This is a genomic window from Streptomyces sp. NPDC001068 (assembly GCF_042897315.1).
Taxonomy (GTDB): domain Bacteria; phylum Actinomycetota; class Actinomycetes; order Streptomycetales; family Streptomycetaceae; genus Streptomyces.
Window position 1 is genome coordinate 343104 of record NZ_JBIAYD010000007.1, and the last position, 15685, is coordinate 358788.

Sequence of the window (15685 nt, forward strand, 5' to 3'; positions counted from 1 at the left end):
GACGAGCCGTCGAGGCCGAAGCGGGGGCGGGGCGACAGCCCTGCGGCGGCGCCGGCTTCGGCTCCCGCTTCGCCGCCCGCTTCGGCTCAGCCGAGGGGGGCAGCCCACCGGTGCCCCCCCGTTTCGCGTTTCGGCTCGGCCGCCCGGGGCTCACGCGTCGTACTTGTCGGCCTTCTTCGGGGACGCGTCCTGCACCGCACCGCTGAGGTTGCCGGCCCGCGAGGTGAACTTGTCGATGTCGACGTCGTGCTCCCGCAGGACGCTGAGCGCGGCCCGGTGCACGGCGCGGAGTATCGGCGTGGCGGCGCGCAGCGCGTCGTCCGCCATGAAGCGGTGGTCCCAGGGCTGGTCGGCCCAGGCGTGCCGCAGGCCGAACGGCTCGGGCAGCCCTATCGAACCGCCGAGCCACTTCAGCAGCGGCGGGTACCAGCTGACGGTGGCCCGGGCGGCGACGCGGACCACCTCGTCGGGGGTGACCAGCGGCAGCTTGACGGTGCGGGTCTCCCAGAACCGCACGGTCTTGGCGACCGTCTTGGTGGGCGCCTCGGGCTTGCCGTTGAACAGGCCGTTGACCGGGCCGAGGGCGTGGCCGGTGACCTCGATGCGCAGGGTCTCCTTCAGCACGGTCACGGTCGCCATCATCGTGATGATCAGGTCGCCGTTCCACAGGTACGGCCACTGCACGCCCAGGTAGTGGCGGTCGCCCTTGTCGAAGTGGTTGTTGTTGCAGATGTCCTCGACGTCCTTGGGGCCCACCTTGTAGTTGGTGCCCTCGGACCTGGACACCGCCTTGGCGCCCGCTCCGACATGGGTGACGATCCAGTGCTTGACCTGGGGCTCGGGGAAGCCGCCGGTCTTCAGGTGCTGCCGGTGCAGCACGCTGAGCTCCTTCTCGATCTCCCGGACGACCGTCCAGGCCCGGAACTCGTGCACGCCCTTGACCGGGTCGAGGGGGACCAGTTCCTCCGCGAGCACCCAGGAACCCCAGCGGGTGCCCATGCCGAGGATGCCCTTGCTGCCGGCGTAGAAGACCGAGTTGGACTGCTGCTCGGCGCTGAGCCGGGCCAGTGACTGGCGCAGCTGCTCGGCCGCGGCCTGGTCGGGGCTGGTCGGCACCGCCTCGGGGACCTTCGCGCCGACACTGCCGCCGGAGAGCAGACCGCCCCAGGCCTCGCGCAGGTTCGTCGCGGTCCGCTCGCAGAGCCGCTTGGCCAGGTACCAGCCGACGACGGGGAGCACGATGCAGCCGCGTGCGTACCAGCCCCAGAAGCCGGTGAACGGCATCCGGATCAGGAAGATCACCGCGAGCACGCCGACGGCGGCCAGCAGGGCGCTGCCGAGCCCGGAGACCCGCTTGTTGTCGGCCTTCATCATGGTCGCCCGGAGCTGGAAGAGCAGCAGCCAGACCATCAGACCGGGCAGGAACAGCACGCCGCACACGAACATGATGGCGGTCAGCCGCTGGTCGCGTTCCTTGCGGATGCGGTTGGCCGCCAGGCAGTGCTCGACGACCACCTGCGGCTCGCTGCCGAAGGACTGGATCAGCGGCTTGCGGCCCACGCCCAGCATGCGGTCGATGACCGCCTGGGAGTACGCCTCACCGAAGTTGGGCCGGAAGATCTTCGCCCACTTGCGGCCCTCGTTGACCGTGGACTGGTGCCATTCGTTGTCGGCCTTCTTGATGTCCTCCATCGGCGTGTCCCGGTAGGCCGCCGAGGCCAGGGCATAGGTCGGGGCCTGCGCCTCGCCGCCCGGCCTCGGCACCTGCGGCCCGAAGAAGTCCTCGAAGCTCATTCCCGCCCCCACTTGCCGCCGTCCCGCTCCTGCGGCCTTCCCGACTTCCGTACTCCGCACACCTGTTGATCAAGTACTCAGGGTATCCCCGGCCACCCGCAAGCGTCGGCGGACGGCCGAAGCCGTCCGCCGAACACCCTTGTCGTCGACTATGAGGCCTCCTACGAGGCTTCTTTGACCTGTTCGCGAATCTTCTCGGCGATCTGCGGGGGCATCGGCTCGTGACGGGCGTACGAGCGGCTGAAACGCGCCGTGCCGTGCGAGAGGGAGCGCAGGTCGATCGCGTACCGGCCGATCTCGAACTCGGGCACCTCCGCCTTGATCAGCGTGCGGCCGCCACTGGTCTGCTCGGTGCCCAGCACCCGGCCGCGCCGACCGGACAGGTCGCTCATCACCGCGCCCACGTAGTCGTCGCCGACCAGCACGGAGACCTCGGCCACCGGTTCGAGGAGGTGGATCCTGGCGTCCGCCGCGGCCTCCCGAAGCGCCAGCGCGCCCGCCGTCTGGAAGGCGGCGTCGGAGGAGTCCACCGAGTGCGCCTTGCCGTCGAGCAGGGTGACCCGCACGTCGACCAGCTGGTAGCCGGCGGCGACTCCCTTGGTGGCCTGCGCCCTGATGCCCTTCTCCACGGACGGGATGAACTGCCGGGGCACCGCGCCACCGACCACCTTGTCGACGAACTGGATGCCGGAACCGCCCGGCAGGGGCTCCACCTCGATCTCGCAGATCGCGAACTGCCCGTGCCCGCCGGACTGCTTGACGTGCCGGCCGCGCCCGGCCGACCTGCCGGCGAACGTCTCCCGGAGGGACACCTTGTGCGGTACGACGTCCACCTGTACGCCGTACCGGCTGCGCAGCCGCTCCAGCGCCACGTCCGCGTGCGCCTCGCCCAGGCACCACAGCACCACCTGGTGGGTGTCCTGGTTCTGTTCGAGCCGCATGGTCGGGTCCTCGGCGACCAGCCGGGAAAGGCCCTGCGAGAGCTTGTCCTCGTCCGCCTTGCTGTGGGCCTGGATGGCCAGCGGCAGCAGCGGGTCGGGCATCTCCCACGGCTCCATGAGCAGCGGGTCGTCCCGGCCCGAGAGGGTGTCCCCGGTCTCCGCCCTGCCGAGCTTCGCCACGCACGCTAGGTCACCGGCGATGACATGGGTGACCGGCCGCTGCTGCTTGCCGAACGGCGTGGACAGGGCGCCGATCTTCTCGTCGACGTCGTGGTCCTCGTGGCCCCGGTCGGCCATGCCGTGCCCCGAGACGTGGACCGTCTCGTCGGGGCGCAGGGTGCCGGAGAACACCCGGACCAGCGAGACCCGGCCCACGTACGGGTCGGAGGCGGTCTTCACCACCTCGGCGACCAGCGGACCGCCCGTGTCGCAGGGTTTGATCTCGCGGGGCTCGCCGTCGATGGTGGTGACGCCCGGCGTGGGGTGCTCGAACGGGGTCGGGAACCCGCCGGTCACCAGCTCCAGCAGTTCCACGGTGCCGAGCCCCTGCCGGGCGCCGTCGGCGGCCGGGGCCGCGGCCAGCACCGGGAAGAACGCCCCGCGCGCCACGGCCCGCTCCAGGTCCTCGATCAGCGTCTTGAGGTCGATCTGCTCGCCGCCGAGATAGCGGTCCATGAGCGTCTCGTCCTCGCTCTCCGCGATGATCCCCTCGATCAGCCGGTTGCGGGCCTCGTCGATGTCCGGCAGCCGGTCGGGCCCGGGCTCGGACTCCTTGCGGACACCGGAGGAGTAGTCGAACAGTTTCTGTGTGAGCAGCCCGACCAGACCGGTCACGGGCGCGTGCCCGTCCGGCCCCTGCGGGCCGTGCAGCGGCAGGTAGAGCGGGAGCACCGCGTCGGGGTCGTCGGCGCCGAACGCCTCCGCGCACACCCGGGTCATCTCCTCGAAGTCCGCGCGGGCGGCCTCCAGGTGCGTGATGACGATCGCCCGTGGCATCCCCACGGCCGCGCACTCCTCCCACACCATCCGCGTCGAGCCGTCCACCCCGTCCGAGGCCGAGACGACGAAGAGGGCCGCGTCCGCGGCGCGCAGACCGGCCCTCAGTTCACCGACGAAGTCGGCGTATCCCGGGGTGTCCAGGATATTGATCTTGATCCCGTTCCATTCGACCGGTACCAGCGACAGCTGTACGGACCGCTGCTGCCGGTGCTCGATGTCGTCGTAGTCCGAGACGGTGCCGCCGTCCTCCACCCGGCCCGCCCGGTTCACCGCCCCCGCGGTCAGCGCGAGAGCCTCCACCAATGTCGTCTTGCCCGATCCGCAGTGGCCGACCAGCACCACATTCCGTACGGACGCGGGGTGGTCGGCCGCCGTAGCCCTGCCGGCGGCTCCGGGGTGTTCCTTGACCTTGTCGCCCATGGCCATGCCTCCCGTGCACGGTGAGGTCTGTGTGGGCGCGGGCGAGCATGGCGGGCCGCGTGCGGTGGCGGCTGCGATGACGCCCGCGGTTATTCGAGCTTTCCACTCCCGTCACGGTGCGTCCATACGAAGGACGTGATCGTGCCCGCGACCCTCCGCCGCGCGCCGTCGGGGGCGCCCGCCGCGAGTGCCCACCCGTCGCACACACGCGCGCGTGGCTACGATGGGCCAGCCGGGGCGGCCAGCAGGGGCCGCACGGCGCAACGACCGTCGGGAAGGCCATGCTGAACAAGTACGCGCGTGCATTCTTCACGCGTGTCCTCACACCGTTCGCCTCGTTTCTCATCCGCCGGGGTGTGAGCCCGGACACGGTCACGCTTCTCGGCACGGCCGGAGTGGTGGCGGGCGCGCTGGTCTTCTTCCCCCGGGGCGAGTTCTTCTGGGGCACGATCGTGATCACGCTGTTCGTCTTCTCGGACCTGGTGGACGGCAACATGGCCCGCCAGCTGGGCCGCACCAGCCGCTGGGGCGCCTTCCTGGACTCCACCCTGGACCGGGTCGCCGACGGCGCCATCTTCGGCGGCTTCGCCCTCTGGTACGCGGGCAACGGCGCCGACAACGTGCTGTGCGCCGTCTCCATCTTCTGCCTGGCCAGCGGCCAGGTGGTGTCGTACACCAAGGCGCGCGGCGAGTCGATCGGCCTGCCGGTCGCGGTCAACGGTCTGGTCGAACGGGCCGAGCGTCTGGTCATCTCGCTGGTGGCGGCCGGTCTGGCCGGTTTCCACAAGTTCGGCGTGCCGGGCATCCAGATCCTGCTCCCGATCGCCCTGTGGGTGGTCGCCGTGGGCAGCCTGGTCACCCTCGTCCAGCGGGTCGTCACGGTCCGCCGGGAGTCCGCCGAGGCGGAGGCCGCCGCCGCGCGGGAGACGGCCGGCCACGGGAGCGAGGCCGGGCAGTGACGGTCGCCGACCGGCTCACCGACGGTCTGTACGGACTCGGCTGGAGCACCGTGAAGAAGCTCCCCGAGCCGGTCGCGGTGCGCCTCGGCCGCACCGTCGCGGACCTCGCCTGGCGACAGCGCGGCAAGGGCGTGCGGCGCCTGGAGTCCAACTACGCGCGCGTGCTGCCCGACGCGGGCCCGGAGCGGCTGCGCGAGCTGTCGCGCGCGGGCATGCGGTCCTACCTGCGGTACTGGATGGAGTCCTTCCGGCTGCCGTCCTGGAGCGAGGAGCGGGTCCGGGGCGGCTTCGCGCCCAAGGACGTCCACCACCTCACCGACGGCCTCGCCTCCGGCCGCGGGGTGATCCTCGCGCTGCCGCACCTGGCCAACTGGGACCTCGCCGGCGCCTGGGTGACCACCGAGCTGGAGACCCCGTTCACCACGGTCGCCGAGCGCCTCAAGCCGGAGACCCTCTACGACCGCTTCGTCGCCTACCGCGAGGGTCTCGGCATGGAGGTCCTGCCGCACAGCGGGGGCTCCGCCTTCGGCACCCTGGCCCGCCGGCTGCGGGACGGCGGCCTGGTCTGCCTGGTCGCCGACCGCGACCTGTCCGCCTCGGGCGTCGAGGTCGACTTCTTCGGCGACACCGCCCGGATGCCCGCGGGACCGGCCCTCCTGGCCCAGCAGACCGGCGCGTACCTGCTCCCGGTGACCCTCTGGTACGACGACTCCCCGGTCATGCGGGGCCGGGTGCACGCGCCCGTGGACGTCCCCGAGTCAGGTGACCGGGCGGCGAGGACGTCTGTCATGACACAGGCGCTGGCCGACGCCTTCGCCACCGGGATCGCCGACCATCCGGAGGACTGGCACATGCTTCAGCGGCTGTGGCTCGCCGACCTCGACCCCGCGAAGGGACCGTCGTGAGGATCGGCATCGTCTGCCCGTACTCCTGGGACGTGCCCGGTGGCGTCCAGTTCCACATCCGCGACCTCGCCGAATACTTCATCCGCCTCGGCCACGAGGTCTCCGTCCTGGCCCCGGCCGACGACGACACCCCGTTGCCGCCCTACGTCGTCTCGGCCGGCCGCGCGGTACCGGTGCCGTACAACGGTTCGGTGGCCCGCCTCAACTTCGGATTCCTGTCCGCCGCGCGGGTGCGGCGCTGGCTGCACGACGGGGCGTTCGACGTGGTCCACATCCACGAGCCGGCCTCGCCCTCCCTCGGCCTTCTGACCTGCTGGGCGGCGCAGGGCCCGATGGTCGCCACCTTCCACACCTCCAACCCGCGCTCCCGCGCGATGATCGCCGCCTACTCGATCCTGCAGGCCGCCCTGGAGAAGATCAGCGCCCGGATCGCGGTCAGCGAGTACGCCCGGCGCACGCTCGTCGAGCACCTCGGCGGGGACGCGGTGGTGATCCCCAACGGCGTCGACGTCGACTTCTTCGCCAAGGCCGAGCCGCGCCCCGAGTGGCAGGGCGACACCATCGGCTTCATCGGCCGCATCGACGAGCCCCGCAAGGGCCTGCCGGTGCTGATGAAGGCCCTGCCCGGCATCCTCGCCGCCCGCCCGCAGACCCGCCTCCTGGTGGCCGGCCGCGGCGACGAGGAGGCGGCCGTCGAGACCCTGCCCGCCGAACTGCGCTCCCGCGTCGAGTTCCTCGGCATGGTGAGCGACGAGGACAAGGCCCGCTTCCTGCGCAGCCTCGACCTGTACATCGCGCCCAACACGGGCGGCGAGAGCTTCGGGATCATCCTGGTCGAGGCGCTCTCCGCGGGGGCCCCGGTCCTCGCCTCCGACCTCGACGCGTTCGCCCAGGTCCTGGACCAGGGGGCGGCGGGCGAACTCTTCGCCAACGAGGACGCGGACGAACTGGCCCGGGCGGCGGTGCGGCTCCTGGCGGACCCGGAGCGCCGGGCCGCGCTGAGCGCACGCGGCAGCGTGCACGTACGCCGCTTCGACTGGTCGACCGTGGGCGCGGACATCCTCTCCGTCTACGAGACGGTGACCGCGGGCGCGGCGGCGGTCGCGGCCGACGAACGACCGGGGCTGCGGGCACGGTTCGGACTGGCGCGGGACTAAGGGCTGTCCCGTGATCCCCGGCGGGCGCACGACGACGGCTACGGCACCTCGCGGCGTTGTCGGGGTCGCCCGAATACGCCCGGTATGAGGGCGACCCTCCGCCTTGCGATGCACCGCATCCGACGCCGTGCGCCGACCCACCGGGGATCATGGGACAGCCCTTGGACGCTCCGCCGGGAGGGGCGCCGACGGCAGGGAGCGCCGCGCTGTGACGTCCGACGGGTGCGGCGCCGTCGTGGCTGGTCGCGCAGTTCCCCGCGCCCCTTCGGGGCGCTGATGCGGGGGCCGGCCGTGCGGCGCGTCATATAGCGTTCCGCCCGTGACCGCAACGCTCATCTGGACGCTCTGGATCCTCGCCGCGCTCGTGGTGGTCGGCCTCTACCTGAGCTGGACCGCGGGGCGGCTCGACCGGCTGCACGCGCGGATCGACGCGGCCCGCGCCGCCCTCGACGCCCAGCTGCTGCGGCGCGCCTCGGTCGCCCAGGAGCTGGCGACCTCCGGGGTGCTCGACCCCGCCGCGTCGATCGTGCTGTACGAGGCCGCGCACGCCGCCCGGCAGGCCGAGGAGGACCAGCGGGAGGTGGCCGAGAGCGATCTGAGCCAGGCGCTGCGCGCGGTCCTGGACGACCCGCGGCAGGTCGAGGAGGTCCGCGCCGCTCCCGGTGGCGAGTCCGCGGCGAGCGAGCTGGCCGAGGCCGTGCGCCGGGTGCCGATGGCCCGCCGCTTCCACAACGACGCCGTCGGCGCGGCCCGCCGGCTGCGCGCGCACCGCAAGGTCCGCTGGTTCCGGCTGGCCGGCCACGCCCCGTTCCCGATGGCCTTCGAGATGGACGACGAGCCGCCGGCCGCACTGGCGGACCGGGGTACCGGACCGGCCGTCTGACCTGCGGCAGGCCGGGAAGGACAAAAGGATCCACCGGCTCGGCATTGGCCCTTGCTGTGGACTGGTCCGCTCGCGTTTCCTCTGTGTTTGCAGAAACCCTCTTTCAGCGAGTGAGGTCACCCGTGTCCACCATCGACAACCAGGCCCCCGAGACCGGCACCGCGCGCGTGAAGCGCGGCATGGCGGAGCAGCTCAAGGGCGGCGTGATCATGGACGTCGTCACGCCGGAGCAGGCGAAGATCGCCGAGGACGCGGGCGCCGTCGCCGTCATGGCCCTGGAGCGGGTCCCGGCCGACATCCGCAAGGACGGCGGCGTGGCCCGGATGTCCGACCCGGACATGATCGAGGGCATCATCGACGCCGTCTCCATCCCGGTCATGGCCAAGTCCCGGATCGGCCACTTCGTCGAGGCCCAGGTCCTCCAGTCGCTCGGCGTCGACTACATCGACGAGTCCGAGGTCCTCACCCCGGCCGACGAGGTCAACCACTCCGACAAGTGGGCCTTCACGACCCCCTTCGTCTGCGGTGCCACCAACCTCGGCGAGGCCCTGCGCCGCATCGCCGAGGGCGCGGCCATGATCCGCTCCAAGGGCGAGGCCGGCACCGGCAACGTCGTCGAGGCCGTCCGCCACCTGCGCCAGATCAAGAACGAGATCGCCCGGCTGCGCGGCTACGACAACAACGAGCTGTACGCGGCCGCCAAGGAGCTGCGCGCCCCGTACGAGATCGTCAAGGAGGTCGCCGAGCTCGGCAAGCTCCCGGTCGTCCTGTTCTCCGCCGGTGGTGTCGCCACCCCGGCCGACGCCGCCCTGATGCGCCAGCTCGGCGCCGAGGGCGTCTTCGTCGGCTCCGGCATCTTCAAGTCCGGCGACCCGGCCAAGCGCGCCGCCGCCATCGTCAAGGCGACCACCTTCTACGACGACCCGAAGATCATCGCGGACGCGTCCCGCAACCTCGGCGAGGCCATGGTCGGCATCAACTGCGACACCCTCCCCGAGACCGAGCGCTACGCGAACCGGGGCTGGTGATGACCACTCCGGTGGTCGGAGTGCTCGCGCTCCAGGGCGACGTACGGGAACACCTCGTCGCCCTGGCCGCGGCCGACGCCGTGGGCCGGCCGGTCCGCCGCGCGGAGGAGCTGGCCGAGGTGGACGGCCTGGTCGTCCCGGGCGGCGAGTCCACCACCATCTCCAAGCTCGCGGTCCTGTTCGGCGTGATGGAACCCCTCCGCGCGCGCGTGCGGGCCGGAATGCCCGTCTACGGCACCTGCGCGGGCATGATCATGCTCGCCGACAAGATCCTCGATCCGCGCTCGGGCCAGGAGACGATCGGCGGCATCGACATGATCGTGCGCCGCAACGCCTTCGGACGGCAGAACGAGTCCTTCGAGGCCGCGGTCGCCGTCGAGGGCGTCCCGGGCGATCCCGTGGAGGGCGTGTTCATCCGCGCGCCCTGGGTCGAGTCGGTCGGCGCCGCCGTCCAGGTGCTCGCCGAGCACGACGGCCACATCGTCGCGGTCCGCCAGGGCAACGCGCTCGCCACGTCGTTCCACCCGGAACTCACCGGTGACCACCGTGTGCACTCCCTGTTCGTCGACATGGTGCACGCGTCCCGGGCGACGGAGTCCTAGTAGGATCTCTGGCGTTCGTTGTTGGATGGGTTACGCGAAGGAGACAGGCAGATGTCCGGCCACTCTAAATGGGCTACGACGAAGCACAAGAAGGCCGTGATCGACGCCAAGCGCGGCAAGCTCTTCGCGAAGCTGATCAAGAACATCGAGGTCGCGGCCCGGATGGGCGGCGTCGACATCGAGGGCAACCCGACCCTCTACGACGCCATCCAGAAGGCGAAGAAGCAGTCGGTCCCCAACAAGAACATCGACTCCGCGGTCAAGCGCGGCGGCGGCCTGGAGGCCGGCGGCGCCGACTACGAGACGATCATGTACGAGGGCTACGGGCCGAACGGCGTCGCGGTGCTCATCGAGTGCCTCACCGACAACCGCAACCGCGCGGCCTCCGACGTCCGGGTCGCCATGACCCGCAACGGCGGCTCCATGGCCGACCCGGGTTCGGTCTCCTACCTCTTCAACCGCAAGGGCGTCGTGATCGTGCCCAAGGGCGAGCTGGCCGAGGACGACGTCCTCGGCGCCGTCCTGGACGCGGGCGCCGAGGAGGTCAACGACCTCGGCGAGTCCTTCGAGGTGCTCAGCGAGGCCACCGACATGGTCGCGGTCCGCACCGCCCTCCAGGACGCCGGGATCGACTACGACTCCGCCGAGGCCAACTTCGTCCCGACCATGCAGGTCGAGCTGGACGAGGACGGCGCCCGGAAGATCTTCAAGCTGATCGACGCCCTGGAGGACAGCGACGACGTGCAGAACGTCTTCGCCAACTTCGACGTCAGCGACGAGGTCATGGAGAAGGTGGACGCGTAGCGCCGCCGCGGGCTGAGCCGACGGACGGGCCGACGGGACACACCCGTCGGCCCGTCGTCATGTCGGCCGTTGTCGGTGGCACCCGCTAGCCTGCACAAACAGGTGACCGAAGGGAGGGGCGCGGTGCGCGTATTGGGGGTGGACCCCGGCCTCACGCGATGCGGTGTCGGGGTCGTCGAGGGCGTCGCGGGCCGGCCGCTCACCATGGTCGGCGTAGGGGTGGTGCGGACACCGGCCGACGCCGAACTCGGCCGGCGCCTGGTCGCCGTCGAGCAGGGCATCGAACAGTGGCTGGACGAGCACCGGCCCGAATTCGTCGCCGTGGAGCGGGTGTTCAGCCAGCACAACGTCCGTACCGTGATGGGCACCGCGCAGGCCAGTGCCGTCGCCATGCTGTGTGCCGCCCGCCGCGGCATCCCGGTCGCCCTGCACACCCCCAGTGAGGTCAAGGCCGCCGTCACCGGCTCCGGACGCGCCGACAAGGCGCAGGTCGGCGCCATGGTCACCCGGCTCCTCCGGCTCGACGCACCGCCCAAGCCGGCCGACGCCGCCGACGCCCTGGCGCTCGCCATCTGCCACATCTGGCGCGCCCCCGCCCAGAACCGACTCCAGCAGGCCGTCGCCCTGCACGCAGCCAACGCAACGAAAGGCCGTACGGCATGATCGCCTTCGTGAGCGGCCCGGTCGCCGCCCTCGCCCCGGACTCCGCCGTCGTCGAGGTCGGCGGGATCGGCATCGCCATCCAGTGCTCGCCCAACACCCTGTCCGGGCTGCGCATGGGCCGGCAGGCCAAGCTCGCCACCTCGCTGGTCGTACGGGAGGACTCGCTCACCCTGTACGGCTTCGCGGACGACGACGAGCGCCAGGTCTTCGAACTGCTGCAGACGGCGAGCGGTGTCGGCCCGCGGCTCGCCCAGGCGATGCTCGCCGTGCACAGCCCGGACGCGCTGCGCCGGGCGGTCGCCACCGGTGACGAGAAAGCGCTCGTCGCCGTCCCCGGCATCGGCAAGAAGGGCGCCCAGAAGCTGCTCCTGGAGCTCAAGGACCGGCTCGGCGAGCCGCTGGGCGCCCCCGCGGTCGGCACGCCGGTCCGCCAGGGCTGGCGCGAGCAGCTGCACGCCGCGCTGATCGGCCTCGGCTACGCGACCCGCGAGGCCGAGGAGGCCGTCACCGCCGTCGCCCCGCAGGCCGAGGCGGCCGGGGGCACCCCCCAGGTCGGGCAGCTGCTCAAGGCGGCCCTGCAGACCCTCAACCGCGCTCGCTGACCCCACCACCGCTGAGGCACATCACTTATGAACTGGGACGACACGACCGACACCGGCGCCGACGCGGAGCGGCTGGTGGGCGCCGTCGCCGACCGTGAGGACCAGGCCGTCGAGGCCGCCCTGCGCCCCAAGGACCTCGGCGAGTTCATCGGCCAGGAGAAGGTCCGCGAGCAGCTCGACCTGGTCCTGCGCGCCGCACGCGCGCGCGGCGCCACCGCCGACCACGTGCTGCTCTCCGGCGCCCCCGGCCTGGGCAAGACCACTCTCTCGATGATCATCGCGGCGGAGATGGGGGCGCCGATCCGCATCACCTCGGGCCCCGCCATCCAGCACGCGGGCGACCTGGCCGCGATCCTCTCCTCCCTCCAGGAGGGCGAGGTCCTCTTCCTCGACGAGATCCACCGCATGTCCCGGCCCGCCGAGGAGATGCTGTACATGGCGATGGAGGACTTCCGGGTCGACGTCATCGTCGGCAAGGGCCCCGGCGCCACCGCCATCCCGCTCGAACTCCCCCCGTTCACCATGGTCGGCGCCACCACGCGCGCGGGTCTGCTGCCGCCGCCGCTGCGGGACCGTTTCGGTTTCACCGCGCACATGGAGTTCTACGAGCCGAGGGAGCTGGAGCGGGTGGTGCACCGCTCGGCGAACCTGCTGGACGTCGAGATCGACCCGGCCGGGGCCGCGGAGATCGCCGGGCGCTCGCGCGGCACGCCCCGGATCGCGAACCGGCTGCTGCGCCGCGTCCGCGACTACGCGCAGGTCAAGGCCGACGGACTGATCACCCGCGACATCGCGCACGCGGCGCTGGCCGTCTACGAGGTGGACGAGCGCGGCCTCGACCGGCTCGACCGCGCGGTGCTGGAGGCCCTGCTCAAGCTGTTCGGCGGCGGCCCGGTCGGTCTGTCCACCCTGGCCGTCGCGGTGGGGGAGGAGCGCGAGACCGTCGAGGAGGTCGCCGAGCCCTTCCTGGTCCGCGAGGGGCTCCTCGCCCGCACCCCGCGGGGCCGGGTCGCCACCCCCGCGGCCTGGGCCCACCTGGGTCTGACGGCCCCGCGAGGGACGGGATCCGGCCAACAGGACCTGTTCGGTACGTGAACATCGGCGGGCGTCCTGCCCGCACCGCGCGCCCCGCCGCGGGCGTCCTCACGCCCTCGGCGGGATGTGGCCGGACTCTCCAATACCCCCGATCACCCCTGTGCCGCCGGATGCCCCGCGGGGTTCGTGGCCAGACGTGATCTCTTCGTGACGGCGGGGCATTGGCGGGCGCAGGAACCCAGGTGCCATGCTGAGCGTTGTTCCAGGCGCGCGGACTCGCTTAGACTCCGCCGATGCTGCCTTTGCGGGCGGCGCCGACCACACCCCCATCATCCAGGCCGCTCACCGCCGCGGCTGCGCGAAGGAAATTCCGTCTCGTGAATACCTTGCCTCTTCTCTTCTTCGTCGTCCTTATCGCAGCCATGTTCCTGATGACGCGTTCCAACAGGAAGCGCCAGCAGCAGGCCAAGCAGATGAGGAACGAGATGCAGCCCGGCAGTGGCGTGCGCACCATCGGGGGCATGTACGCGACGGTCAAGGAAGTCAACGAGGACACGGTCCTCCTCGACGCCGGCCCGGGCGTCGACCTCCTCTTCGCGAAGAACGCGATCGGCGCCGTGCTCACGGACGACGAGTACAACCGCATCGTGCACGGCATCGAGCACGACCTGAAGTCCGACGCCGACGTCGTTCCGCAGGACGCCTCCTCCCTCACCGAGACCGACGACGAGCCCGCCGGCGCTGCCGCCGCCTCCGGCGACAAGGCCGTCGACTTCGGCAAGAAGGACGTGGCCGAGGAGAAGGCCGACGACAAGGCCGACGAGAAGGCCGAAGGGAAGGCCGGGGACACGGTCGCGGTCGAGGCCGAGGAGGCGAAGCCCTCCGACGCGAAGGCCGACGAAGAGCCGAAGAAGACCGAGGGCGACTCCGACGCGAAGTAGCCGTGTCCCGGGGAGCACGGCGCGCCTCACGCGCGCCGTCCGCGCCCCGGGCGCGTCTGTTTCCCGGACGGGATCCCGACACCATGTCATGGCCGACCGCACCGACCAGGGGCGCGGCGGCCCGAGAGGGAGTACGAGAAGGTGGCAGCACCTAAGAGGGGCCGGAGCGCGAGCGCCCAGAGCAAGCCAGGGCGCTCGCTGGCCCTCATCCTGATCGCCATCGCGGCGCTCACCGGCGGAATGTTCGCCTCCGGAAACACCACTCCGCGTCTCGGTATCGACCTGGCCGGTGGTACGAGCATCACGCTTCAGGCGAAGAACGAGCCGGGCCAGCCCAACGCGATCAACAAGACCAACATGGACACCGCGGTCTCGATCATGAACCGCCGTGTCAACGGTCTGGGCGTGTCGGAAGCGGAGGTCCAGACCCAGGGCACCAGCAACATCATCGTCAACATCCCCAAGGGGACGAACTCCGCCGAGGCCCGCAAGCAGGTCGGCACCACCGCGAAGCTGTACTTCCGCCCGGTCCTGGCCCAGGAGGCCAGCACGGGCGCCACGCCGAGCGCCTCGCCGAGCGCGTCCGCCGCCGGCGGCGGCGCCAGCTCCTCGCCGAGCTCCTCCCCGTCGAGCAGCGCCTCGGGCTCCCAGAAGGCGACCGGCACGTCCACCGCCTCGCCGTCGTCCTCGGCCACCTCGCAGGGCCGTGCGGTCACCGACGCCCTGAAGGCCGACTCCACGCCGTCGTCGTCCGCCTCCGCGTCCTCGCCGGCGAGCCCCTCCGCCCCGTCCGCGTCCTCCTCGGCCGACGCCGGCGCCTCCGCGGCCGCCGCCAAGCTGCAGGCCGAGTTCACCGCGCTGGACTGCTCGAAGGCCGCCCAGCGCGCAACGGCGGGCAAGACCGCCAAGCCGGGTGACTCGACCGTGGCCTGCGGCCAGGTCGACGGCGCCTGGTACAAGTACGTGCTCGGCCCGGCCCGCGTCGACGGCACCGAGGTCAAGAAGGCCCAGGCCGTCTTCGACACGCAGGGCGCCTCCGGCTGGCAGGTCCAGATGACCTTCACCTCCAGCGGTGCCAAGAAGTTCGCGGACGTCACCGGTGAGCTCGCCAAGAACGGCCAGCCGCCGCAGAACGAGTTCGGCATCGTCCTCGACGGCGAGGTCGTCTCCAGCCCGACCGTGGCCCAGTCCATCACCGGCGGCCAGGCGGAGATCTCCGGCAGCTTCACGCAGGAGGAGGCCCAGAGCCTCTCCAACGTGCTGTCGTACGGCGCGCTCCCGCTGTCCTTCAAGACGCAGAGCGTCACCACCGTCACCGCCGCCCTCGGCGGCCAGCAGCTGCACGCCGGTCTGCTGGCCGGTGCCATCGGTCTGGCACTGGTCATCATCTACCTGGTGGCCTTCTACCGCGGCCTGTCGCTCGTCGCGATCCCCTCGCTGCTGGTCTCCGCGGCCCTCACCTACGCGATCATGGCGCTGCTCGGCCCCACGATCCACTTCGCGCTGAACCTGCCGGCCGTCTGCGGCGCGATCGTCGCGATCGGCATCACGGCGGACTCGTTCATCGTGTTCTTCGAACGCATCCGGGACGAGATCCGGGAGGGCCGCACCCTGCGTCCCGCCGTCGAGCGGGCCTGGCCGCGCGCCCGGCGCACCATCCTGGTCTCCGACTTCGTGTCGTTCCTCGCCGCCGCGGTGCTGTTCATCGTGACCGTCGGCAAGGTCCAGGGCTTCGCGTTCACGCTCGGCCTGACCACGGTCCTCGACGTGGTCGTCGTCTTCTTCTTCACCAAGCCGCTGATGACGATCCTCGCCCGGCGTAAGTTCTTCGCGAGCGGCCACAAGTGGTCCGGGCTCGACCCGAAGGGTCTGGGCGCCAAGCCCCCGCTGCGCCGTACCCGCCGTCCCGCCGGCCCCGCCGCCGGCCCTGTCGACCCGAAGGAAGCGTGAGC

The 15685-nt window shown here is 71.6% G+C and carries 14 protein-coding genes; 12 read left to right on the forward strand and 2 right to left on the reverse strand.

Features of this window, described 5'->3' with window-relative positions; translation table 11 throughout:
* Positions 1 to 150: 150 nt before the first annotated feature.
* Together ACFY3I_RS21815 and ACFY3I_RS21820 are read right to left on the reverse strand one after the other, a co-directional pair.
* Entirely contained in the window at positions 151 to 1794 is a 1644-nt protein-coding gene (locus ACFY3I_RS21815; RefSeq protein ID WP_365293286.1) for a hypothetical protein, read from the reverse strand.
* 161 nt (positions 1795 to 1955) lie between these two features.
* Complete coding sequence (locus ACFY3I_RS21820) at positions 1956 to 4154, reverse strand: elongation factor G-like protein EF-G2 (RefSeq protein WP_390862034.1); 2199 nt, start codon at positions 4152 to 4154, stop codon at positions 1956 to 1958.
* 281 nt (positions 4155 to 4435) lie between these two features.
* Between ACFY3I_RS21820 and pgsA the strand changes: the two genes are divergently transcribed.
* The 12 genes from pgsA (at position 4436) to secD (ending at position 15683) form a co-directional block, all read left to right on the forward strand.
* Positions 4436 to 5113 (forward strand): phosphatidylinositol phosphate synthase, encoded by a 678-nt coding sequence (gene pgsA, locus ACFY3I_RS21825; protein WP_365293283.1) that lies wholly within the window; start codon positions 4436 to 4438, stop codon positions 5111 to 5113.
* Positions 5110 to 6018: a phosphatidylinositol mannoside acyltransferase gene (locus tag ACFY3I_RS21830; RefSeq protein ID WP_390862035.1), complete on the forward strand. Its 909-nt coding sequence runs from the start codon at positions 5110 to 5112 to the stop codon at positions 6016 to 6018. The genes pgsA and ACFY3I_RS21830 overlap by 4 nt, the downstream gene beginning before the upstream one ends.
* Positions 6015 to 7175: a glycosyltransferase family 4 protein gene (locus ACFY3I_RS21835; protein WP_365293279.1), complete on the forward strand. Its 1161-nt coding sequence runs from the start codon at positions 6015 to 6017 to the stop codon at positions 7173 to 7175. The genes ACFY3I_RS21830 and ACFY3I_RS21835 overlap by 4 nt, the downstream gene beginning before the upstream one ends.
* Before the next feature lie 319 nt (positions 7176 to 7494).
* Positions 7495 to 8058 (forward strand): hypothetical protein, encoded by a 564-nt coding sequence (locus tag ACFY3I_RS21840; RefSeq protein WP_390862036.1) that lies wholly within the window; start codon positions 7495 to 7497, stop codon positions 8056 to 8058.
* Between the two features lie 122 nt (positions 8059 to 8180).
* Positions 8181 to 9086 (forward strand): pyridoxal 5'-phosphate synthase lyase subunit PdxS, encoded by a 906-nt coding sequence (gene pdxS / locus ACFY3I_RS21845; RefSeq protein WP_390862037.1) that lies wholly within the window; start codon positions 8181 to 8183, stop codon positions 9084 to 9086.
* The gene (pdxT, locus tag ACFY3I_RS21850) at positions 9086 to 9688 is read left to right on the forward strand and encodes a pyridoxal 5'-phosphate synthase glutaminase subunit PdxT (RefSeq protein WP_390862038.1); all 603 of its coding nucleotides are present in this window, start codon (positions 9086 to 9088) and stop codon (positions 9686 to 9688) included. The genes pdxS and pdxT overlap by 1 nt, the downstream gene beginning before the upstream one ends.
* A 51-nt stretch (positions 9689 to 9739) precedes the next feature.
* Positions 9740 to 10492, forward strand: a complete 753-nt coding sequence (locus tag ACFY3I_RS21855) for a YebC/PmpR family DNA-binding transcriptional regulator (protein ID WP_365293272.1) — start codon at positions 9740 to 9742, stop codon at positions 10490 to 10492.
* A 123-nt stretch (positions 10493 to 10615) separates the two neighbouring features.
* Entirely contained in the window at positions 10616 to 11155 is a 540-nt protein-coding gene (gene ruvC, locus ACFY3I_RS21860; protein WP_365293270.1) for a crossover junction endodeoxyribonuclease RuvC, read from the forward strand.
* On the forward strand, positions 11152 to 11757 hold the full coding sequence (ruvA, locus tag ACFY3I_RS21865) for a Holliday junction branch migration protein RuvA (protein ID WP_390862039.1): 606 nt from the start codon (positions 11152 to 11154) through the stop codon (positions 11755 to 11757). The genes ruvC and ruvA overlap by 4 nt, the downstream gene beginning before the upstream one ends.
* Positions 11758 to 11784: 27 nt before the next feature.
* Entirely contained in the window at positions 11785 to 12852 is a 1068-nt protein-coding gene (ruvB, locus tag ACFY3I_RS21870; protein ID WP_390862040.1) for a Holliday junction branch migration DNA helicase RuvB, read from the forward strand.
* Positions 12853 to 13169: 317 nt separating this feature from the next.
* Positions 13170 to 13733 carry a preprotein translocase subunit YajC gene (gene yajC, locus ACFY3I_RS21875; RefSeq protein WP_365293265.1) on the forward strand — a complete coding sequence of 188 codons (564 nt, stop codon included), beginning with the start codon at positions 13170 to 13172 and terminating at the stop codon, positions 13731 to 13733.
* Between the two features lie 141 nt (positions 13734 to 13874).
* Positions 13875 to 15683 carry a protein translocase subunit SecD gene (gene secD, locus ACFY3I_RS21880; RefSeq protein ID WP_390862041.1) on the forward strand — a complete coding sequence of 603 codons (1809 nt, stop codon included), beginning with the start codon at positions 13875 to 13877 and terminating at the stop codon, positions 15681 to 15683.
* Positions 15684 to 15685 lie beyond the last annotated feature (2 nt).